The organism is Pseudomonas syringae pv. tomato str. DC3000 (assembly GCF_000007805.1).
Lineage (GTDB): Bacteria > Pseudomonadota > Gammaproteobacteria > Pseudomonadales > Pseudomonadaceae > Aquipseudomonas > Aquipseudomonas avellanae.
Genome location: NC_004578.1, coordinates 3673481 through 3694508 on the forward strand (window position 1 = coordinate 3673481; position 21028 = coordinate 3694508).

At 60.8% G+C, this 21028-nt stretch carries 18 protein-coding genes, 1 pseudogene and 1 riboswitch; of the genes and pseudogenes, 13 read left to right on the forward strand and 6 right to left on the reverse strand.

Annotation, left to right across the window (positions count from 1 at the left end):
- The first annotated feature begins 27 nt into the window (after window positions 1-27).
- From PSPTO_RS16815 to PSPTO_RS16835, 5 genes are all read left to right on the forward strand, one after another.
- Window positions 28-1065, forward strand: a complete 1038-nt coding sequence (locus tag PSPTO_RS16815) for an ABC transporter permease (protein ID WP_010220797.1) — start codon at window positions 28-30, stop codon at window positions 1063-1065.
- Window positions 1065-1970, forward strand: a complete 906-nt coding sequence (locus PSPTO_RS16820) for an ABC transporter permease (RefSeq protein ID WP_007245922.1) — start codon at window positions 1065-1067, stop codon at window positions 1968-1970. Before PSPTO_RS16815 ends, PSPTO_RS16820 begins: the two co-directional genes overlap by 1 nt.
- A 62-nt stretch (window positions 1971-2032) precedes the next feature.
- Complete coding sequence (locus PSPTO_RS16825) at window positions 2033-2872, forward strand: ABC transporter ATP-binding protein (protein ID WP_011104459.1); 840 nt, start codon at window positions 2033-2035, stop codon at window positions 2870-2872.
- Window positions 2873-2882: 10 nt separating this feature from the next.
- Complete coding sequence (locus PSPTO_RS16830) at window positions 2883-3647, forward strand: ABC transporter ATP-binding protein (RefSeq protein WP_011104460.1); 765 nt, start codon at window positions 2883-2885, stop codon at window positions 3645-3647.
- Window positions 3648-3782: 135 nt separating this feature from the next.
- Entirely contained in the window at window positions 3783-4505 is a 723-nt protein-coding gene (locus PSPTO_RS16835; RefSeq protein ID WP_005770839.1) for an oligogalacturonate-specific porin KdgM family protein, read from the forward strand.
- Window positions 4506-4866: 361 nt separating this feature from the next.
- Here PSPTO_RS16835 and PSPTO_RS16845 read toward each other — a convergent pair whose 3' ends face one another.
- A complete protein-coding gene (locus PSPTO_RS16845) occupies window positions 4867-5601 on the reverse strand; it encodes a FadR/GntR family transcriptional regulator (protein WP_005770837.1) in 735 nt (244 codons plus the stop codon).
- Between the two features lie 108 nt (window positions 5602-5709).
- Between PSPTO_RS16845 and PSPTO_RS16850 the strand changes: the two are divergent.
- The 5 genes and pseudogenes from PSPTO_RS16850 to PSPTO_RS16870 all read left to right on the forward strand — a co-directional run bounded on the left by PSPTO_RS16850 (window position 5710) and on the right by PSPTO_RS16870 (window position 11706).
- A pseudogene (locus PSPTO_RS16850) lies at window positions 5710-6425 on the forward strand (FadR/GntR family transcriptional regulator).
- Window positions 6426-6444: 19 nt separating this feature from the next.
- A riboswitch (cobalamin riboswitch) is annotated at window positions 6445-6643 on the forward strand.
- A gap of 129 nt (window positions 6644-6772) precedes the next feature.
- On the forward strand, window positions 6773-7786 hold the full coding sequence (locus PSPTO_RS16855) for an ABC transporter substrate-binding protein (protein WP_010207498.1): 1014 nt from the start codon (window positions 6773-6775) through the stop codon (window positions 7784-7786).
- On the forward strand, window positions 7783-8805 hold the full coding sequence (locus PSPTO_RS16860) for a FecCD family ABC transporter permease (RefSeq protein ID WP_032710978.1): 1023 nt from the start codon (window positions 7783-7785) through the stop codon (window positions 8803-8805). The genes PSPTO_RS16855 and PSPTO_RS16860 overlap by 4 nt, the downstream gene beginning before the upstream one ends.
- Window positions 8802-9593, forward strand: coding sequence for an ABC transporter ATP-binding protein (locus tag PSPTO_RS16865; protein WP_005770829.1), 792 nt, complete (start codon window positions 8802-8804; stop codon window positions 9591-9593). Before PSPTO_RS16860 ends, PSPTO_RS16865 begins: the two co-directional genes overlap by 4 nt.
- Before the next feature lie 106 nt (window positions 9594-9699).
- Window positions 9700-11706 (forward strand): peptidase U32 family protein, encoded by a 2007-nt coding sequence (locus tag PSPTO_RS16870; protein ID WP_011104461.1) that lies wholly within the window; start codon window positions 9700-9702, stop codon window positions 11704-11706.
- 46 nt (window positions 11707-11752) lie between these two features.
- Here PSPTO_RS16870 and PSPTO_RS16875 read toward each other — a convergent pair whose 3' ends face one another.
- The gene (locus PSPTO_RS16875) at window positions 11753-12247 is read right to left on the reverse strand and encodes a GNAT family N-acetyltransferase (RefSeq protein WP_005770825.1); all 495 of its coding nucleotides are present in this window, start codon (window positions 12245-12247) and stop codon (window positions 11753-11755) included.
- Window positions 12248-12978: 731 nt separating this feature from the next.
- Here PSPTO_RS16875 and nirB point away from each other — a divergent pair.
- Window positions 12979-15540: a nitrite reductase large subunit NirB gene (nirB, locus tag PSPTO_RS16885; protein ID WP_011104464.1), complete on the forward strand. Its 2562-nt coding sequence runs from the start codon at window positions 12979-12981 to the stop codon at window positions 15538-15540.
- A complete protein-coding gene (nirD, locus tag PSPTO_RS16890) occupies window positions 15540-15926 on the forward strand; it encodes a nitrite reductase small subunit NirD (RefSeq protein WP_011104465.1) in 387 nt (128 codons plus the stop codon). Before nirB ends, nirD begins: the two co-directional genes overlap by 1 nt.
- A 57-nt stretch (window positions 15927-15983) precedes the next feature.
- Here the strand turns inward: nirD and PSPTO_RS16895 are convergent, their stop codons facing one another.
- Window positions 15984-16982: an alpha/beta fold hydrolase gene (locus PSPTO_RS16895; protein ID WP_007245931.1), complete on the reverse strand. Its 999-nt coding sequence runs from the start codon at window positions 16980-16982 to the stop codon at window positions 15984-15986.
- A 387-nt stretch (window positions 16983-17369) separates the two neighbouring features.
- Here PSPTO_RS16895 and PSPTO_RS16900 point away from each other — a divergent pair, with 387 nt between their 5' ends.
- Complete coding sequence (locus tag PSPTO_RS16900) at window positions 17370-18299, forward strand: LysR family transcriptional regulator (RefSeq protein WP_005738213.1); 930 nt, start codon at window positions 17370-17372, stop codon at window positions 18297-18299.
- Here the strand turns inward: PSPTO_RS16900 and pstB are convergent, their stop codons facing one another.
- From pstB to pstC, 3 genes are read right to left on the reverse strand one after another with little or no spacing between them, the layout of a single operon-like run.
- Window positions 18300-19079 carry a phosphate ABC transporter ATP-binding protein PstB gene (gene pstB / locus PSPTO_RS16905; RefSeq protein ID WP_002553918.1) on the reverse strand — a complete coding sequence of 260 codons (780 nt, stop codon included), beginning with the start codon at window positions 19077-19079 and terminating at the stop codon, window positions 18300-18302.
- Complete coding sequence (pstA, locus tag PSPTO_RS16910) at window positions 19079-19963, reverse strand: phosphate ABC transporter permease PstA (protein WP_005618859.1); 885 nt, start codon at window positions 19961-19963, stop codon at window positions 19079-19081. Before pstA ends, pstB begins: the two co-directional genes overlap by 1 nt.
- Complete coding sequence (gene pstC, locus PSPTO_RS16915; protein ID WP_005770815.1) at window positions 19960-20955, reverse strand: phosphate ABC transporter permease subunit PstC; 996 nt, start codon at window positions 20953-20955, stop codon at window positions 19960-19962. The genes pstA and pstC overlap by 4 nt, the downstream gene beginning before the upstream one ends.
- Window positions 20956-21028 lie beyond the last annotated feature (73 nt).

A 21028-nucleotide genomic window follows, 5' to 3' on the forward strand; every position in this document is an offset into this window, starting at 1 on the left:
ATCGCTCAAGCCAAGGCAGGAATAACCATGTCGAGTGCATCGATTTCATTTTGGAGCAGTCGGGTCGCCCACGGCACCCGGCGCAGCGGATCAGTGGCGGCGACCCTGTTCGGCCTGCTGTTGCTCACTTTCTTCATTGGCCGGGTCATGCCGCTGGACCCGGTGCTGGCCATCGTCGGCCCGGACGCCGATGCAGCCGCCTACGCTCAGGCGTATCAGGAACTGGGCCTGGACAAACCATTGACCACCCAGTTCGTGATGTACCTCAGCGACCTGCTGCACGGCGACCTGGGCAAAGCCCTGCTCACCGGGCACCCGGTGATCGACGACATCGTGCGGGTGTTCCCGGCGACCCTGGAACTGGCCACGCTGGCGATTCTGTTCGGCGTGCTCATCGGCCTGCCGCTGGGCGTTTACGCCGCCACGCATCAAGGCCGCAGCGGCGACCACATCGCCCGGGTGATCACCCTGTTCGGCTACTCCACACCCATTTTCTGGCTGGGCATGATGGCTTTTCTGGTGTTCTACGCCTGGCTGGGTTGGGCTGGCGGGGTGGGACGCATCGGCCTGGCATATGACGGCCTGATCGAAACCCGCACCGGCCTGCTGCTGATCGACACCGCACTGTCCGGTGACTGGGACGCCTTTCGCAGTGCACTGCGCCACATCCTGTTACCCGCGGTGATCCTCAGTTTCAATTCGGTGGCCTACATCAGCCGCATGACGCGCAGTTTCATGCTCGAGCAGCTGTCGCAGGAGTACATCATCACGGCACGGGTCAAAGGCCTCTCGCAGCGACGCATCGTCTGGGGCCATGCGTTCCGCAATATTCGCGTGCAGTTGCTGACCATCGTCGCCCTCGCCTACGGCGGTCTGCTGGAAGGCGCGGTATTGATCGAAACCGTCTTTGCCTGGCCCGGCTTCGGCCAGTACCTGACCAGCAGCCTGCTGCTCGGTGACATGAATGCGGTGATGGCCTGTGTACTGCTGATCGGTCTGATCTTCGTGATCCTCAACCAGATCAGTGACGCGCTTTATAAAGTCTTCGACCCGAGAACCCGCTGATGACGACTTCCCTTGCAAGCAGCGCCAAACCGCTCATCCACGCCCCGACGTCAAGCCTTGCAGCCTTCGCTGCCAGCGGCGTTCGCCTGATGCGTTTTCTGTTGCGCAACCCGATGACCCTGGCGGGCCTGATTGTCATCGTGACGTTGCTGATTGTTGCCCTATTCGCGCCGTGGATCGCCACCCATGACCCGCTCGCCCAGGACCTGTCTGCAGCCTTGCGCATGCCCGGCGCACAGCACTGGTTCGGCACCGATGAATACGGCCGCGATGTGTTCAGCCGGCTGGTGTACGGCTCGCGCATCACGCTGTACATCGTGATGCTGGTGACCGTGATCGTCGGCCCGATCGGCCTGTTGATCGGCACTGTTTCCGGCTATTTCGGTGGCTGGGTGGACAGCCTGTTCATGCGCATCACCGATATCTTCATCTCGTTCCCCAGCCTGGTGCTGGCGCTGGCGTTCATCGCCGCCCTTGGTCCGGGACTGGAGCACGCGGTCATCGCCATCGCCCTCACCGCCTGGCCGCCAATCGCACGCCTGGCGCGGGCCGAAACCCTGTCGCTGCGCAACGCCGATTTCGTTGTGGCGGTGAAGCTGCAAGGCGCCTCGGCAGTGCGGGTGATCGGTCGCCACATCATTCCGATGTGCCTGTCCTCGGTGATCATCCGCCTGACCATGAACATGGCCAGCATCATCCTCACTGCCGCGGCACTGGGCTTTCTCGGCCTCGGCGCTCAGGCACCGCTGCCGGAATGGGGCGCGATGATCTCCAGCGGCCGGCGCTACATGCTCGAAAGCTGGTGGCTGGTGGCGGCACCCGGCGCCACCATCATGCTGGTCAGCCTGGCGTTCAATCTGCTGGGCGACGGCCTGCGCGATGTGCTCGACCCGCGCAGCGAATGACCTGTATCGAATAACAAGCAGCGAATGACACGCAAAGAATAAAAATAACGGAGGCTCAAACCATGTCACAGATAAAGCTTGCGGTGGAAGATTTACGGGTCGAGTTCAGTCATGCGGGCAAGGTCACAGCGGCCGTCCGCGATGTGTCGTTCGCGCTGGGCCGCGAGAAACTGGCGATTGTCGGCGAGTCCGGCTCGGGCAAGTCCACCGTTGGCCGCAGCCTGTTGCGCCTGCACCCGGCAACGGCGAAGGTCACCGCCAAGACCCTGCGTTTTGGCGATATCAACCTGCTCGACTGCAGCGAAAAACAGATGCAGGGCATTCGCGGCCGGCGCATGTCGATGATCATGCAGGACCCGAAATACTCGTTGAACCCGGTGATCAAGGTGGGCGAACAGATTGCCGAGGCTTATCTGGCGCATCACAAGATCTCGAAAAGAGAAGCGCGCGAACGCACATTGGAGATGCTCGCCAAGGTGCACATTCGCGAACCGGCGCGGGTTTACGAGCTGTACCCCCACGAAGTTTCCGGCGGCATGGGCCAACGGATCATGATCGCAATGATGGTCATCACCGACCCGCAGGTGATCATCGCCGACGAGCCGACGTCGGCACTGGATGTGTCGGTGCGGCGCCAGGTGCTCAACGTCCTGGAAGAACTGGTCAGCGAGCGCGATCTGGGACTGATCTTCATCAGTCACGACCTGAACATGGTGCGCCACTTCTGCGACCGGGTGCTGGTGATGTATGCCGGGCGGGTGGTGGAATCGCTGAACGCCAACGAACTGGATCAGGCGCGCCATCCGTATACCTGCGGCCTGCTTGCCGCCCTGCCCAGCCTCGACCGCCCGCGCGCCAGCCTGCCGGTGTTGCAGCGCGATCCCCTCTGGCTCACTCACTGAGAACGCTCCCATGGCAATGATCACAGTCGATTCACTGAACCTGAGTTTCGGCACTGGCAGCGCGCTTAATCACGTGCTGCGTGACGTCAACCTGCGGGTCGAACAAGGCCAGTCGTTCGGGCTGGTGGGCGAGTCCGGCTCGGGCAAGACCACCGTGCTGCGCTGCCTGGCCGGGCAATATCAGCACTGGACCGGTGCCTTGAGCGTGGCCGGCCAGGCGGTGCAGCGCAAGCTCGACGCCAGCCATTACCGCACCGTGCAGATGGTCTTTCAGGACCCCTACGCCTCACTGCATCCGCGCCACACCATCGACGCTGCGCTCAAGGAGCCGCTGAGCATCCACACGATCGGCGATCGTGATCGGCGCGTCTGCGAGGTGCTCGACAAGGTCGGTCTCAACGAGAGTTTTCGTTTTCGCTACCCGCATCAGTTGTCTGGCGGTCAACGTCAGCGTGTGGCGATCGCACGGGCGCTGATTCTCGAACCCCGCGTGCTGCTGCTCGACGAGCCGACCTCGGCGCTGGATGTTTCGGTGCAGGCCGAAATTCTCAACCTGTTGGCCGACTTGCGCCGTCAGCAAGGCCTGACCTACCTGATGGTGACCCACGACCTGGGTGTGGTGGCGCACCTGTGTGACCGGGTGGCGGTCATGCAGCAGGGCCAGGTGCTGGAGACGCTCGACAGCAGCCAACTGGTCAACAATCAGGCTCGACACGAATATTCGCGCATGCTGATCCAGGCCAGTCGCGACATGGACCTGCGCCCGACGGGATGACCCGTCTTCCGGCGGGTGACCGCTGAAACCTGACACTTGCTGACGCCGTGAGCCCTGGCCGAAACGGCCACAGGATCCGGCTGCCTGCGATTTGTTCAAACACACCCAAAACGTCAACCCACAAGAATAAAAAAAATGAAAAAATCACTCGCTCTGCTCGCTTTTGCCACCCTGCTGCCCAGTGCATGGACCCATGCCGACAGCGCCTACATCAACTACCGCCACCAATACGCGGAAAGCACGCGCATGCATGCCGACCGGGTCAAATTCGGCAGCCGCCTGGACAGCGGCTGGGGCTTTGAAGGCGAGCTTAAATACAAGACCGCAGGCGACCGACAGGACGTTGCATTCGACAACACCGTCGGTAACGGCCACGAACTGACGACCAGCTATCAATATCGGCTCAATGACAAATGGATGCTCACCCCGTCACTGGCACTGGAAAGCATCGAGAAGTCCACGGCCTATAAAATGGGCCTCAAGCTGGGTTACAAAGTGAATGACCAGTTGAGCGTCTCGGGCCGCTATCGCTACGACTCGATCAAACTTGACCGCGACAAGGTCAACCACGACATGCCTGACAACCAGATGGACGATCAGTCGATCAATCGTTACGACGTCTGGGTCAATTACGCCAGCAAAGGCCCCTGGGCTTATGAGTATCAGTTCACCTACTTCGACGCCGATTACATCCGTTACGACAATGGCAGGACCGACTACGAACAGAACGCGGCCTTCAAATACAGGTGGGACAAGCACTGGGTGCCGTTCTTTGAGGTGGGCGACATCAAGGTGGACTCGGAAGACGACAAGCGCCAGCTGAGATTAAGGGTGGGGGTGCAGTACAACTTCTTATAGCGCAGATTGCGACGCGGAGTGTCACGGCACGCATTTCGCGAACGATCTGACTATCGTGCGACGCTCCGCGTCGCATGCGTTTCTGGACGCTCCGCGTCCGCTCTTGAATGCGCGGTGCGGCGCAGATCTGTGACGCGGAGCGTCACGCAAGGCATTCCCACGCGGAGCGTGCGGAACGATAACGCCTGAGTATGATTATCGTGCGACGCTCCGCGTCGCATGCGTTTCTGGACGCTCCGCGTCCGCTCTTGAATGCGCGGTGCGGCGCAGATCTGTGACGCGGAGCGTCACGCAAGGCATTCCCACCGGAGCGTGCGGAACGATAATCTCAACTATCGTACGACGCTCATCCTGAATCAGCTCAGTCGCTGTACAACGCCTGAGTACGGCGCAGGCGCATGCGGCTGCCGTTGAGGTGCAGGTACATTGCAGCGCGCGCGGCATCGACGTTGCCTTCGGCGATGGCGTTGTAGATTTGCCGGTGTTCGGCGTTGATCCCGGCAAGGTAGGCGCTGCGGTCGCTTTGCCCGGTGTAGGCCGAATTCATGCGGGTGCGCGGGATCAGCTTGGTGCCCAGGTGTTTCATGATGTCGATCAGGTAGGCATTGCCTGACGCCTTGGCGATCTTGAGGTGAAACTGAAAGTCGGCGTTGATGGTCGTCCCGGACTTCTGCGGCCCTTCGAGCAAAGCATCAAAAGCACGCTTCAGTTCCAGCAGCGCCTCCGGGCTGCGGCGCTGGGCGGCAAGACCGGCCGCCTCGACCTCAAGGCTCAGGCGAAACTCCAGCAGGTTCAGCACATCGGCAACGCTGGCGATGGTCGCCGGGCCGACGGAAAAACCTTCGGGCGGCGGCATGTCAAGGACGAATGTACCCACACCGTGGCGGGTTTCCACCAGCCCCGCCGCCTGCATCCGCGACAAGGCATCACGCACCACCGTGCGGCTCACACCTTCGGCTTCCATGATGTGGATCTCCGACGGCAGCTTTTCTCCGCGCACCAGCACACCGTCACGCATGCGCTGGGCAAAGCGGTCAACCAGGGTTTCTGCCAGGCGTCGATGGTTTTTTTGCGGGGAAAGCGCGTTGTCCGACATTGCAGCCTCAGTTCTGTCCGATACGCGAGTATAGGCTGCGATACCCGCACAAAACACGTTCCGAGTACGGTTATACTCAGCCCCCCCAAACGGACCGATCACCCTGCCATGGAACACTCCTCTTCCCCCAAAGGCCGCCGTTCCAGCCTGACCCAGCAACTGGTCGCCGAATTCGCGCGCAGGATTCGCGATGGCGAGATCCAGAGCGGCGAAAAGCTGCCCACCGAGCAGGTAATCATTCGCGAAAGCGGAGTCAGCCGCACCGTGGTTCGGGAAGCGATGTCGCGCTTGCAGGCCGAGGGGCTGGTGGAAACCCGCCACGGCATGGCACCTTTGTGGTCGATGCCTCGCAGCCCGGCCACTCCAGTCAGGACCAATCCTCCATCGGCACACCTGGCGATGCGGTGTCGATCATCGAGCTGCGCCTGAGCCTGGAGCCGGAATCAGCCGCCCTCGCCGCCCAACGGCGCACGCCCGAGCAACTCGACGCGATCCGCCAGGCGCTCGATGAACTGCACCGTTGCACGCGCCAAGGCAAAGACACCCTGCAAGCCGACTTCGAATTCCACCGGCAGATCTCGCTGTGCACCGCCAACAGCTTTTTTACCGACGTAATGAGCCAGTTGGGCAGCAGCATTCTGCCGCGCGCGCGCAGCGGCTTCGGCAACATCGCCTTGGCGCATGCCATAGATGACCCGGACATTCAGCGCCGCGAGCAGGAAAGCATCTATGAAGCCATCGCTCATCAGGACCGCGATGCCGCGCGCGCCGCGATGCGCCTGCATTTGATCAACAGCCTGCTGCGCGTGCGCGCAAAGCATTAGCTATCAAGAACCCTTATCGTTTACCATGCCGGCCGTCGGTTTCCGAGAGGAACTAACAGGGAATTCGCCAGCTTTGTTTCAAAGGCCAAAACGAAACTGCCCCCGCAACTGTAGGCATCGAGCCTGCTCCAAGACTGCCACTGGATTCAGATCCGGGAAGGCCGGAGCATGGTGATGACATGCCAGTCAGGAGACCTGCCGACCCGATTCAACCAACTAACCGGCGGGGTGTCCGGGAAGGACATCCGCACGCGTCGGCACCTTTTGCCGTGCCCGGTCATCTGCCGGGGATGTGTTTCCTGATGTGCATTGCGCCTTGGCACCTGCTCCAATGGAGACCGCATTTCATGTCGCTGCCCCGCCTCGCCGCAATCGCCGCCTGCCTGACGTTGTCTACCCTGACGTTCGCCGCCCCCACGCAGTATCCGCTGACCGTGGAAAACTGCGGTTCGACCCTGACGTTCGCGCATGCACCGACCAAAGCCGTGACCATTGGCCAGGCGGGCACTGAAATGCTCTATGAACTGGGGTTGGGCGACAAGCTGGTCGGCACCTCGCTGTGGTTCAACAACGTGCTGCCGCGCTTCAAGGCACAGAACGACAAGGTGGAGCGCCTGGCCGATAACGAACCGGGTTTTGAGGCGGTGATCGGCAAACGTCCCGAACTGGTGGTCGTGCAGCTGGAATGGATGGTCGGCAAACAGGGCGCAGTCGGTACCCGCGAGCAGTTTCATGATCTGAAAATCCCCACGTACATTCTGCCGTCCGATTGCGAAGGCAAAGACAACCTGGTCGGCGCCGATGGTACCCGCCTGGAGCCTTTTCGCATCGAGACCATCTACAAGAGCATCGAACAACTGGCGCAGGTTTTCGATGTGCAGGATCGCGGCGACGCATTGGTCGCGCAGCTGAAAACGCGCCTGAGCGCAGCGATTGCCAACGTCAGGCAGAACAAGGCTAACGATGTGTCTGCGCTGTTCTGGTTTTCCAGCTCCGAGATAGCCAGCGATCCTTTTGTAGCAGGCCGCAAAGGCATCCCGGACTTCATGCTCAACAGCCTGGGCATGCGCAACATCGTCCAGTCCGACGAAGAATGGCCAACCGTGGGCTGGGAAACCATTGCCAAGGCCAACCCGAGCATTCTGGTGATTGCACGCATGGACCGTCGCCGCTTTCCGGCCGACGACTACCTGAAGAAGATCGCCTTCCTCAAGAGCGACCCGGTGACGCGCAACATGGACGCGGTCAAGCATGACCGGATCGTGATCATCGACGCCGAGGGCATGCAGGCAGGTCTGCGCCTGTTCACCGGGTTCGAAGAACTGGCCGACGCCGCCAACCGTTTCAACGCCGCACGATGAGACTGCCTGTGGCGCTGGGCCATCTGCTCTGGGTTGCAGCCATCCTGGTGCTGGCAATCATGGTCGGCGCGGCGATTGGTGAAACCTCGATCAGCCTCGACGTGGTTTTTCAGGTGCTGGCCAACAAACTCTGGGCGGCCGGTTATGTGCTGGACCCTATCGACGAAGGCATCGTCTGGAATTACCGGCTGACCCGGGCCATCGTCGCGGCAGCCTGCGGAGCCGGCCTGGCGATTTGCGGCGTGGTGCTGCAATCATTGCTGCGCAACCCGCTGGCCGACCCTTATTTGCTGGGGATTTCCGCCGGGGCCTCGACCGGCGCGGTGCTGGTGGCCATTCTGGGCTTTGGCGCGGGGGCGATTTCCATGTCGGTCGGCGCGTTCGCCGGGGCCGTAGCGGCGTTTTCATTGGTCGCCCTGCTCGCGCATTCCTCACGGGGCACCACAGCGTCGGTGCAGATCATTCTGGCGGGTATCGCCGGTTCACAACTGTTCAACGCGCTGACCTCGTTCATGATCACCAAATCCGCCAGTTCCGAACAGGCTCGCGGCATCATGTTCTGGTTGCTGGGCAACCTCAGCGGGGTGCGATGGCACTCGGTGTGGCTGGCGGTGCCGACGGTGCTGGCCGGTTTGCTGGTGTGCCTCTGGTACAGGCGCGCGCTGGATGCCTTCACGTTCGGCAGCGACTCGGCCGCGTCGCTCGGCATTGCGGTGCGACGTGTGCAGATCATCCTGATCGCCACGGCAGCGCTGGTGACGGCGGTGATGGTGTCGATTGTCGGCTCCATCGGTTTTGTCGGGCTGGTGATTCCGCATGCGGTGCGCATGCTGGTCGGCGTGCGTCACGCGCGGCTGGTGCCGCTGAGCGCACTGAGCGGCGCGCTATTTCTGATCGCTGCGGATATCCTTTCGCGCACGATGATCAAAGGCCAGGCGCTGCCGATCGGGGTGATTACTGCGCTGATCGGCGCGCCGGTCTTCGCCTTGATTCTTGTCCGGGGCAACAGCACGCGATGAACGAGTTTGCGCAGTCGCCCCGCTCTTGCGTGCTCGGTTGCTCCGGGCTCGGCTATTCGGTGCGTGGCACGCCCCTGCTGAGCGATGTCGATCTGAGCATTGCCACAGGCGAGACACTCGCGGTGGTCGGCCCTAATGGTTCGGGCAAATCCACCCTGCTCAAGCTGCTGGCTGGCATTCAGAAGCCGGGCAGCGGCGCGGTCAGGCTGGGTGAGCAGGCACTCGCCGCGATGAGCCGCAGAGACGTGGCACGCCTGTTGGCGGTGGTCGAGCAGCAGGCCGAAACCAGCGACGCGGTGACCGTGCTCGACGCCGTCGAACTGGGCCGCACGCCCTGGCTGTCGGCACTGGAGCCGTGGAGCGCGAATGACGACGCCATCGTGCGTCAGGCCTTGCAGGATGTGGACATGCTGCACATGCAAAAACGGGCCTGGCACACCCTGTCCGGGGGCGAGCGGCAACGTGTGCACATCGCCCGAGCGCTGGCACAACGGCCGCAAATTCTGCTGCTGGATGAGCCGACCAATCATCTGGACATCCAGCATCAGCTCACTATTCTCGGCCTGGTCAGGGCTTTGCCGGTGACCACGGTGATTGCCCTGCATGACCTGAATCAGGCACTGGACTGCGACCGTGTCGCCGTTATGGAAAAAGGCCGACTGGTGGCGCTGGGCACGCCGGTCGAGGTACTGACGCCCAAGCGCCTACTGAGCACCTTCGGCGTCGTGGCGCACTGGCTGACCGACCCCTTCGATGGCGCGAAAATCCTGCGCTTGCGCTCGCGCTGAGGCAGCGCCGGTGGTCAGTCCATGACCTGCGCAAACCGGCAACAGGTGCGCCGCGCGGCCGGTGGCACTACAATGCGCGCTTTGCCCGCTGCCGGATCCCGTTGCCATGTCGTTACCCAAGCACCACCTGGAATTGCTCAGCCCTGCCCGGGATGTGACCATCGCCCGCGAAGCCATCCTGCATGGCGCCGACGCGGTATACATCGGCGGGCCGAGCTTTGGTGCGCGACACAACGCCTGCAACGAGGTCAGCGATATCGCCGAACTGGTGAAATTTGCCCATCGCTACCACGCGCGAATCTTCACCACGATCAACACCATCCTGCATGACGACGAGCTGGAACCGGCGCGCAAGCTGATCCATCAGCTCTACGATGCAGGTGTCGATGCGCTGATCGTCCAAGACCTCGGGGTCATGGAGCTGGACATTCCGCCCATCGAGTTGCACGCCAGCACGCAGACCGATATTCGCACCCTGGGCCGGGCGAAGTTTCTTGATCAGGCCGGTTTCTCGCAACTGGTGCTGGCCCGCGAGCTGAACCTGCAGGAAATTCGTGACATCGCCCGTGAAACCGACGCGGCCATCGAGTTCTTCATCCACGGCGCACTGTGTGTGGCGTTCTCCGGGCAGTGCAACATTTCCCATGCGCAAAATGGCCGCAGCGCCAACCGTGGCGACTGCTCGCAAGCCTGCCGCCTGCCGTACACGCTCAAGGATGATCAGGGCCGCGTCGTCGCTTTCGAAAAACACCTGCTGTCGATGAAAGACAACAACCAGAGCGCCAACCTGGGCGATCTGGTGGACGCTGGCGTGCGCTCGTTCAAGATCGAAGGTCGCTATAAAGACGCAGGCTACGTCAAAAACATTACCGCCTATTACCGTCAGCGTCTGGACGAGATTCTTGAAGACCGCCCGGACCTGGCGCGCGCCTCCAGCGGCCGCACCGCGCATTTTTTCGTGCCCGACCCGGAGAAGACCTTTCACCGTGGCAGCACCGATTACTTTGTCAGCGACCGCAAGATCGACATCGGCGCATTCGATACGCCGACGTTTACCGGCTTGGCAGTCGGCACCGTCGAGAAACTTGGCAAGCGTGACCTGATCGCTGTCACCCATGAGCCGCTGTCCAATGGCGACGGCCTCAATGTGCAGATCAAGCGTGAAGTGGTGGGCTTCCGGGCCAATATCTGCGAGCTCAAAGGCGAGTTTGAAGAAGAAGGCGAGAAGCGCTGGCGCTACCGAGTAGAGCCCAACGAGATGCCGGCGGCCCTCTCCCGCCTGCGCCCCAACCATCCGCTGAACCGTAACCTGGATCACAACTGGCAGCAGGCGTTGCTCAAGACTTCCGCCGAGCGCCGCATCGGCATTCAGTGGCAGGTTGCGTTGCGTGAAGATCACTTGAGCCTTAACGCGACCAGTGAAGAAGGCGTGAGCGTGATGGTCGGCCTGGACGGCCCGTTCGGTGCAGCCAACAAGCCCGAGCAGGCGCTGGATCAGTTGCGTGATCTGCTCATCCAGCTAGGCACCACGATCTACCATGCTCAGGACGTGGAACTGGATGCGCCTCAAGCGTTTTTCGTGCCCAATTCGCAACTCAAGGCACTGCGCCGCGATGCCATCGAGGCGCTGACCGAGGCGCGCATACAGGCTCACCCGCGCGGTGGACGCAAGGCAGAAACCACCCCGCCACCGGTTTACCCTGATTCGCACCTGTCGTTTCTGGCCAACGTTTACAACCAGAAAGCTCGCGATTTCTACCACCGCCACGGCGTGCAGTTGATCGATGCGGCTTACGAAGCGCATGAGGAAACCGGCGAGGTGCCGGTGATGATCACCAAGCATTGTCTGCGCTTCTCGTTCAACCTGTGCCCGAAACAGGCAAAAGGCGTGACCGGCGTGCGCACCAAGGTCGCGCCCATGCAGTTGGTGCAGGGTGACGAAGTGCTGACCCTGAAGTTCGACTGCAAGCCGTGTGAAATGCACGTGATCGGCAAGATGAAGGGCCACATCCTCGACCTGCCATTGCCCGGCAGCGCTGCGGCCAAATCGGTGGTCGGCCACATCACCCCGGAAGACCTGCTCAAGACTGCCCGCCAGCGTCATCCGCGCTGATCTTGCAACAAGGGGGCTGGTTCACTACGCGCCCCCCATACCCTTTCTACAGCACGCGTTCCATATGCGTCGTGTTCCACAGCGGATCGCTTTCCACATCGGTGACGGCAAAGCCCTGTTTTTCCCAGAAGCGAATAGCACCGGGTAGAAACGGGTGGGTGTGCAGGTACAGCACTTCTATTGCGCCCGCAGCGGCATGCGCCCAAAGCGCCTGACATAGCTGACTGGCCAGGCCGTCGCCGCGAAACTCTGGCGTGACATAAAGGCGCACGATCTCGACGGTCCGGCGCCCTGTGTAGTCGAGTTGCGCAAAGCGGTGGTCGTAAGGCAGGTAGCCGACTGCTGCGATGATCCGCTCGTCACAGCGGGCAATCAGAAATTTTCCGTCCTTGCCACTCAGGTAAACCTGTTCGAAACCGGCCAGATCAGGGGGTACGGTGATGGCGTCGAGCAACGGAAATATCTCGGCACGGGCACGCATGACGAAGTCGACGGTTTGCGGGATATCGGCGGGGTGCACTTCGGTGATGGTGATGTTCATGGCAACTGACTTGGCTGGGGGGCGCAGAGTAATACAAATGTTGCGCCAGGCATGAGTGGGCCGGCCGATTCGCGTGCCGGTGCTGGAGCGTGAGGAACAATAATCTCGACTATCGTGCGACGCTCCGCGTCGCATGCCGTTCTGGACGCTCTGCGTCCGATCTTGAGTGTGCGGCGCAACCTGTAACGGTTCTGCTATGTCAGTTGTATGTGTTCCGACTCAAGTCACCTTTTCGCCCCTCGGCGACTGACTTTGAAGGATCAAAGCAAGCAAAATCCCGGCTCCGTTTCCGGCCCGACTTCGTCGGGTTCCTTCGCCCTGACGCTGAGCGTCACAACCTGAATCACCACGCGAAGCATTATCTCGACCGCATTTGAGACAGCGAACAGGTCATACGCACCAATCCAGGGCAATACCGGAGCGGACTGTGCAGGCATATTACCCCGCAAACACCCCGACAACGCAGCGAGGCGGCCCCAGCCACAAACTGGCACAACCTCTGCATGACTCGACATAACCCTACCCTGAATGTGGTCGGGCTTGCTCCGGTTGATCGATGTCGATCGCCAGTCTCGTAGAGGCCAGAGGGCTATTGAGGTGCATCCGGCAACGTCGCTCGATGGCGCTCAGAAACTCCACTAAGAGAACAGGCAAAGGCGCCTGGGACCGAAAGGTTCCGGGCGCCTTTTTTTTGCTTCAAAAAACCTGATTGGCCTTGGCCGGGACTCGCTATGAACACCACAGTCTTCCCCCGCACTGATGTAAAAACCCTGATCGTCGTCGGTAATGGCATGGTCGGTCATCATTGCGTCGAGCAGTTGATCGAAGGCGGCGCGCTTGAGCATTATCGTATTCACGTTTTCGGCGAGGAGTCTCAGCGTGCCTATGATCGTGTGCACCTGTCCGAGTATTTCACCGGGCGCGATGCCGAATCGCTGGCCATGAGTGAAATGGCCTTGTACGAGCAAGCCGGCCTCACCTTGCACCTGGGCGTACCGGTGCTGGAGATCGACCGTGGCCGTCACGAGATCATTACCGCAGAAGGCTGTTTCTGTTACGACAAACTGATCCTGGCCACCGGTTCCTATCCGTTCGTGCCGCCTATCGAAGGCGCGCAGGGTAATTCCCGGCTGGTCTACCGCACCCTCGAAGACCTGGACACCATTCGTTACGCCGCCTCTAAAGCAAAACGCGGCGTGGTGGTTGGTGGTGGCTTGCTGGGGCTGGAGGCGGCCAATGCGTTGAAGTCACTCGGCCTTGAAGCCCATGTCGTCGAATTTGCCCCGCGCCTGATGCCGGTGCAGCTGGACGAGCACGGCGGTGCCGCGCTGAAAGCGCGCATCGAAGCGTTGGGGGTCGGTGTGCATCTGTCCCGCGCCACGCAATCGATCAGCGACGGCAAGCAATATCGCTATCGGATGAATTTTGCCAACGACGAATTTCTGGAAACCGATCTGATCGTGTTTTCCGCCGGTATTCGTCCGCAGGATTCGCTGGCCCGGCAGTGCGCGCTGGAACTCGGCCCGCGCGGCGGTGTTGCCATCGACGAACACTGCCGCACCAGCGACGCCGATATCTATGCAATTGGCGAATGCGCGGCCTGGAACGGCAGTGTGTTCGGTCTGGTTGCCCCCGGCTATCAGATGGCCCGTGGCGTGGCAGCGCAGTTGTGCGGAAAAGAAACCGACGCGTTCTTCGGCGCCGACATGTCCACCAAGCTCAAACTGCTGGGCGTAGACGTGGGCTCTATCGGTGATGCGCACGGTGCGCTGGCCGGGGCCGTAAGCTATCGCTTTATCGACGAGGCCAGCGGCAGTTACAGGCGCCTGGTGGTGTCGGCCGACGGCAAGCAGGTGCTCGGCGCTGTGCTGGTCGGCGACAACAGTTATTACGACACACTGCTGCAGTACGCGCAGAACGGCATCACCCTGCCAGCCGACCCGTCCAGCCTGATCCTGCCGCGTGGCGAAGGTGCGCCGACGCTGGGCGCCGATGCCCTGCCCGCCACAGCGACCATCTGTTCCTGTCATAACGTCAGCAAAGGCTCGATCTGTTCAGCCATCGACAATGGCTGCACCGACCTGGCCGGGATCAAGGCCTGCACCAAGGCCGCCACCGGTTGCGGCGGCTGTACGGCGCTGCTCAAGCAGGTGTTCGAACATGAACTGATTGCCCGTGGCGTGGCGGTGGACAAGAGCCTCTGCGAACACTTCGCCTACACCCGCCAGGAGTTGTACTCGATCGTGCGCGTCGAAGGCATCGAAAGCTTCGATGAACTGCTGGATCGGCACGGCAAGGGCGCGCATGGCTGCGACATCTGCAAGCCTGCGGTCGGCTCGATTCTCGCCTCATGCTGGAACCGTCCGATCACCGAGCCTTCGCTGGTGCCATTGCAGGACACCAACGACACGTTCATGGCCAACATGCAGAAAAACGGCACTTACTCGGTCGTGCCGCGCATTCCAGGTGGCGAAATCACCCCCGACGGGTTGATCGCGATTGGCGCGGTGGCCAAGAAATACGACCTGTACACCAAGATCACCGGCGGCCAGCGTATCGATCTGTTTGGCGCGCAATTGCACGAGTTGCCAGACATCTGGAGCGAGTTGATCGCCGCCGGTTTCGAGACCGGGCATGCCTACGGTAAATCGACCCGCACGGTGAAGTCCTGCGTCGGCAGCACCTGGTGCCGCTATGGCGTGCAGGACAGCGTCGCCATGGCGTTACGCATCGAAGATCGTTACAAGGGCCTGCGTTCGCCACACAAACTCAAGTTCGCAGTGTCCGGCTGCACCCGCGAATGCGCCGAAGCACAGAGCAAGGACGTTGGTGTGATCGCCACCGAGAATGGCTGGAACCTGTACCTGTGCGGCAACGGCGGCATGCGCCCGCGCCACGCCGAGCTGTTCGCCACTGATCTGGATGACGAGACCCTGATCCGTTACATCGACCGCTTCCTGATGCTCTACATCCGCACCGCCGACAAGCTGCAGCGCACCTCGGTGTGGCGAAAAACACTGGAAGGTGGCCTGGACTACCTCAAAGCGGTGATTCTCGATGACAGCCTGGGCCTGGCAGCCGAGCTTGAATCGCAGATGCAACTGGTGGTGGATCGCTACGAGTGCGAGTGGGCCAATGCCCTCAAGGACCCGGAAAAACTCAAGCGCTTCCGCACCTTCGTCAACGACGGGCGCAGCGACCCCGACGTGCACTTCGTCAAGGAACGCGCTCAGCGTCGCCCGGCAAAACCTGAAGAACTGGCGCTTATTCCGTTGTTCAAGGAGGTGGTGTAATGAATTCGCCTGAAACAACGTGGACTGAAGAAAACAGCTCTTGCGCGCTGCATCTGCACTGGTATGCCCTGTGTGAGCGCAAGGACCTGGTCGCCAATTCCGGCGTGGTGGCCTGGCTGGACGGGAAACAGTTAGCGCTGTTCTATCTACCTGACACAGCGCAAGGAGAGCAATTGTTTGCCATCGACAACCGCGACCCGAAATCCGGTGCGAATGTGATCGGACGTGGGCTGACTGGCCAGATTGCGGGTGAGCTGGTTATTGCCTCGCCGCTGTACAAGCAGCATTTTCGCCTGCACGACGGCAGTTGCATCGAGTACCCGGAACAGCGCCTGGAAGTCTGGCCGGTGCGCCTGAACGGCGAACGGGTGGAAATTGCGGTCTAGGGTCTGAGCGACAACCTGATCACTGACAGATCAGGTTGTCGCGGGGCTGCCAGCGGCTTACTTGAGTTCAGACACCAGCGATGTGTTGAAGCCCGCCGGGTCTTCCATCTGTGGAGCATGACCCATGCCCTTGAACTCGACGAGCCTGGCGCCCGGAATCATCTGCGCGACCTGCTTGCCCAGCACCTTGTACTGACCGATTCTGGCCTTGACCTCCGGCGGCGCGATGTCGCTGCCGATGGCCGTTGTATCCGCATCGCCGATCATCAACACGGTCGGCACCTGCAACTTTGCAAACTCGTAGAACACCGGCTGGGTGAAAATCATGTCGTAGATCAGCGCCGAGTTCCAGGCAACGATCTTGTGCCCCGGCCCCTTGTTCAGACCGGCCAGCATATCCACCCATTTGTCATACTCGGGCTTCCAGCGGCCGTCGTAATAGGTCTTCTGCTCGTAGGCGCGAATGCCCTCGGCGGTGGTTTTCAGCTCGCGTTCGTACCATTGATCGATACTGCGATAGGGCACGCCGAGCGCCTTCCAGTCCTCCAGCCCGATCGGGTTGACCATCACCAGTTTTTCGGTCTGTTTCGGGTACATCAGTGCGTAGCGTGTGGCCAACATGCCGCCAGTGGAATGGCCGACAACCGAGGCCTTGTCGACACCCAGCTTCTCAAGCAGCGCGTGGGTGTTCATCGACAGTTGCTGGAAGCTGTACTGATAGTGCTCGGGTTTGGTCGAGGTGCAGAAGCCGATCTGGTCCGGCGCGACAACCCTGTAGCCCGCAGCACTCAACCCCTTGATGGTGTCTTCCCAGGTGGCGGCGCAGAAGTTCTTGCCATGCATCAGCACCGCAGTGCGACCATTGGCCTTGCCGGTGGGTTTGACATCCATGTAGCCCATTTCCAGAGACTGGCCCTGCGACTCGAACGGGAATTTCAGGAGCGGATGAGGATAATCGAAGCCTTCCAGTTGCTGACCGTAGCTTGGCGTTTCAGCCAGCGCCGTGGCTGATAGCGTCAGAGACATCAACACACCGGCAATCTTTGCAGCCCGCATAAGGGGCACCTCCTGTAAATGGAATCAAATGCTTGAACCGCCGGACCGCTGGCGGCAGACCTGCAAGTAGACCCTGTTTCCCACAACAGATTCGCCCTTTTCCTACTGACGAACCGTAAGCAGACGTTTCGTCAGGCACGTCCGTAGAGGGCAAAAGGCTGGACGCTTGCGGCAGCGCTTGCCTAGACTGAGCCGTCTGTTAGGCTCTGTACGAAAAGTCGGCGAGCGAAGGTCAGGCAAGGCAAAAACAGGCGAGGAAGCGGAGTCTACGGGTTGTAAATGAGCATTCCGAGCCTGTTTTTAACGCAGCATCACCGAGCGCAGCCACTTTTCGTACAGAGCCTAGGGGCCGTCGTGGCCAGCAGGGCATGATGCCAAGGAATAGCAATGAATCGAAACGAGCTGCGCAAAGCCGACATCAATCTGATGGTCGTCTTCGAGACCTTGATGCAGGAACGAAACGTGACTCGCGCAGCGGAAAAGCTGTTCCTTGGCCAACCCACGATAAGCGCCGCCCTGAACCGCCTGCGCAACCTGCTCAATGACCCGCTGTTCATCCGGGTTGGCCATCGCATGGAGCCCACCGCCCGCGCCCACGAAATTCTCAAGCACCTCACGCCCGCGCTGGACGCCATGTCCACGGCGCTGAGCCTGACCACCGATTTCGAGCCTTCGGTCAGCAAGATGACCTTCCGCATCGGCTTGAGCGATGACGTCGAATTCGGCTTGCTGCCAGCCATGCTCAAGGCCATCCGCGAGGAAGCGCCGGGGGTGGTGATTGTGGTCAAGCACGTCGATTACCTGAATATTTCCGAGGTGCTGATGTCCGGCGACATCACCGTAGGTGTCTGCCTGACCCGCGAGCTGCCGGCCAATGCCAAGCGCAAGACGCTGCGCAATGTGCAGCCGCGCCTGGTGCGGGCCGACAAGCCTTCAGGCCCCATGAGCATGGACGAATACTGCTCGCGCCCGCACGTTGTGGTGTCGCATGTGGCGAGTGTCAGCAGCTTTGCGGATGAATGGCTGACTGCGCTGGGTCGCAAGCGCCAGGTAGTGTTGTCGGTACCACAGTTCGCCACCCTGCCCGCGCTGATGGCCGGCACTGACCTGATTTCGGGGTTGTCCGACTACGCGGCAAGCGCCATGAGTGCGCTGGGGCTGCTGTATGACGAGCCACTGCCCTTCCCTACGCCGGGGCTGGACCTGTCGATGACATGGCTGAGTGTGATGGACAGCGACCCTGCCGAGCGCTGGTTGCGCAGCAGGATCGAGGCATTCATGAGCGAGCGCCGGGAGGCGCCCGCCCTGGCCGGTTGATCAGCCGAAACGACCGGTGATGTAATCTTCGGTCTGGGTCTTGGAGGGTTTGGTGAAGATGGTGTCAGTGTCGCCATGCTCGATCAGTTCGCCCATGAACATGAACGCCGTGTAGTCCGAGCAGCGCGCCGCCTGTTGCATGTTGTGGGTCACGATGATCACGGTGAACTGCTCTTTGAGCTCGGTGATCAGTTGTTCGATACGACCGGTCGAAATCGGATCGAGCGCGGAAGTCGGCTCATCCAGCAGCAACACCTGCGGGCGCAGCGCGATGGTACGGGCGATACACAGACGCTGCTGCTGACCGCCGGACAGACCGGTCGCGCTCTGTTTAAGCTTGTCCTTGACCTCATCCCACAATGCGGCACCACGCAGAGCTTGTTCGACGCGATCTTCCATTTCGCGGCGCGACAGTTTTTCGTGGTGCTTGATGGCGTAGGAAATGTTGTCGTAGATCGACATCGGGAACGGCACAGGCTTCTGGAACACCATGCCCACATGACTGCGCAGGCGGTTCATCGAATAGCCCGGCGCCAGGATGTTCTCGCCATTGAGCAGCACTTCGCCGCGCGCTTCCTGTTTCGGGTACATCGCGTAGATACGGTTGAATACGCGCAGCAGGGTCGATTTACCGCAACCCGACGGGCCGATGATCGCAGTGATGCGCTTCTCGGGAATGGTCATGTCGATGGACTTCAACGACTTCTGGTTGTTGTAGAAAAACTCCAGACCGCGCACTTGGATCTTGGTTTTTTCGTTGGCCAGGGAAAGGTTGTTCATCAGGACGCCCTATTGCGCAGAAGAATTAAGCGAGACAGCAGACTCAGTATCAGTACGAACAGCGTCATGACCAGTGCACCGGCCCATGCGAGGGAGTGCCAGTCTTCAAACGGGCTCATTGCGTACTGGAAAACCACCACCGGAACACTGGCGATTGGTTTGAGCAGATCGCTGCTCCAGAACTGGTTGCCGAAAGCGGTAAACAACAGCGGCGCGGTTTCGCCGGTGATACGTGCCAGCGCCAGCAGGACACCTGTGACCACGCCCGCCTTGGCGGCGCGCAGAACGATTTGCAGGGTCAGCTTCCATTGCGGCACACCCAGTGCCAGCGCAGCTTCACGCATGGTCGAGGGTTGCAGTTGCATCATTTCGTCGGTGGTGCGCACCACAACCGGGATGACCAGCAGCGCCAGCGCCAAGGCACCGGCCAGTGCCGAAAAGCCCACCTGATGGCCTGTGACCGCGTTGAGCGGCAACACCACAACGGTGTAAACGAACAGGCCGAGCACAATGGACGGTGCCGACAGCAGGATGTCGTTGATGAAGCGCACAGTGTTGCCCAACTTGGTGTAGCGGGCAAACTCGGCCAGCCAGATGCCGGCCATCAGGCCGATCGGTGTGCCGATCAGCAGGCCGATGCCGGACATCAGAACGCTGCCGTAGAACGCGTTGGCCAGACCACCCTCAGTGCCAGGTGGTGGCGTCATGCCGGTAAACAACTGCAGGTTGAGCGCATCGATGCCTTTGATGATAGTGGTCAGCAGGATCCAGACCAGCCACAACAGGCCAAACGCAGTGGCGCCACAACTGAGCACCATCGCAATCTTGTTCTTGAAATTGCGAGCCCGGTAAATACGCTCGCTGCCCGTCATGTCCTTACTCATAACCCCTCCTTACGCGAAAGGCGCGACAGCATCAGACGTGCAAGGGCCAGCACGATGAAGGTGACGATAAACAGCAGGAAGCCCAGTGCAATCAATGCCGAACGGTGCAAGTCGGTGTAGGCCTCGTTGAACTCGTTGGCGATCACCGAGGCAATGGAACTGCTCGGCATCATCAGCGATGCAGAGAACTGGTGGGCGTTACCCAGTACGAAGGTCACTGCCATGGTTTCGCCCAGCGCGCGTCCCAAACCGAGGAAAATGCCACCGACCACTGCCGAACGGGTGTAAGGCAGCACGATGTCCCAGACAACTTCCCAGGTGGTGCCACCCAGTGCGTAAGCAGACTCCTTGAGCGCAACGGGCACGGTGCGGAAAACTTCCTGCATGACCGAGGTAATGAACGGGGTAATCATGATCGCCAGTACGATACCGGCGGTCAGCATGCCGATGCCCAATGGCGGGCCTTGGAACATCGGGCCGATCAGCGGCAGTGCGCCGAGGTTTTCGGTGATCCAGGGTGACAAGTGCTCAGCCATGAACGGGCCGAACACGAACAGCCCCCACATGCCGTAGATGATCGAAGGTATCCCTGCCAGCAATTCGATTGCAGAGGCAATCGGCATCCGCAGCCAAGGCGGAGCCACTTCGGTCAGAAAGATCGCAATGCCGAAACTCACCGGAACGGCGATCAGCAAAGCCAGAAAAGAGGTCACCAGGGTACCGTAGATCGGAACCAGCGCGCCAAACTTGCCGGCGTTCACGTCCCACTCGGTGCTGGTCAGAAACTCAAACCCGAAGGTCTGAAATGCCAGACTGCCGCCCCACAGGGTCGACAGGGCGATACAACCCAGCAAAGCAAGCACCAGCATCGCTGCGGCCTGCAATGAACGCTTGAACCACAGGTCATGACGATGATCCCGTTTGGCGCGTTTCTCGCCCTCGGACTCACCAGCGGAGACATTCGCGGACAGGTATTGGGTGTTTTCAGTCATGTTGAGGCCACTCGCAAGGAAAAGCCCCTGTCACCGAGCCGATATCGCGGCTGATGACAGGGGTGGTACGGGT

Coding starts and splice junctions, on each gene's coding strand:
- PSPTO_RS16865 (WP_005770829.1), top strand. CDS start 8,802: ATGAACGAGTTTGCGCAGTCGCCCCGCTCTTGCGTGCTCGGTTGCTCC.
- PSPTO_RS16875 (WP_005770825.1), bottom strand. CDS start 12,247: ATGAACATCACCATCACCGAAGTGCACCCCGCCGATATCCCGCAAACC.
- PSPTO_RS16900 (WP_005738213.1), top strand. CDS start 17,370: ATGAATCGAAACGAGCTGCGCAAAGCCGACATCAATCTGATGGTCGTC.
- PSPTO_RS16845 (WP_005770837.1), bottom strand. CDS start 5,601: ATGTCGGACAACGCGCTTTCCCCGCAAAAAAACCATCGACGCCTGGCA.
- PSPTO_RS16835 (WP_005770839.1), top strand. CDS start 3,783: ATGAAAAAATCACTCGCTCTGCTCGCTTTTGCCACCCTGCTGCCCAGT.
- PSPTO_RS16895 (WP_007245931.1), bottom strand. CDS start 16,982: ATGCGGGCTGCAAAGATTGCCGGTGTGTTGATGTCTCTGACGCTATCA.
- PSPTO_RS16870 (WP_011104461.1), top strand. CDS start 9,700: ATGTCGTTACCCAAGCACCACCTGGAATTGCTCAGCCCTGCCCGGGAT.
- PSPTO_RS16825 (WP_011104459.1), top strand. CDS start 2,033: ATGTCACAGATAAAGCTTGCGGTGGAAGATTTACGGGTCGAGTTCAGT.
- PSPTO_RS16820 (WP_007245922.1), top strand. CDS start 1,065: ATGACGACTTCCCTTGCAAGCAGCGCCAAACCGCTCATCCACGCCCCG.
- PSPTO_RS16860 (WP_032710978.1), top strand. CDS start 7,783: ATGAGACTGCCTGTGGCGCTGGGCCATCTGCTCTGGGTTGCAGCCATC.
- pstA (WP_005618859.1), bottom strand. CDS start 19,963: ATGAGTAAGGACATGACGGGCAGCGAGCGTATTTACCGGGCTCGCAAT.
- PSPTO_RS16830 (WP_011104460.1), top strand. CDS start 2,883: ATGGCAATGATCACAGTCGATTCACTGAACCTGAGTTTCGGCACTGGC.
- pstC (WP_005770815.1), bottom strand. CDS start 20,955: ATGACTGAAAACACCCAATACCTGTCCGCGAATGTCTCCGCTGGTGAG.
- nirD (WP_011104465.1), top strand. CDS start 15,540: ATGAATTCGCCTGAAACAACGTGGACTGAAGAAAACAGCTCTTGCGCG.
- pstB (WP_002553918.1), bottom strand. CDS start 19,079: ATGAACAACCTTTCCCTGGCCAACGAAAAAACCAAGATCCAAGTGCGC.
- PSPTO_RS16855 (WP_010207498.1), top strand. CDS start 6,773: ATGTCGCTGCCCCGCCTCGCCGCAATCGCCGCCTGCCTGACGTTGTCT.
- PSPTO_RS16815 (WP_010220797.1), top strand. CDS start 28: ATGTCGAGTGCATCGATTTCATTTTGGAGCAGTCGGGTCGCCCACGGC.
- nirB (WP_011104464.1), top strand. CDS start 12,979: ATGAACACCACAGTCTTCCCCCGCACTGATGTAAAAACCCTGATCGTC.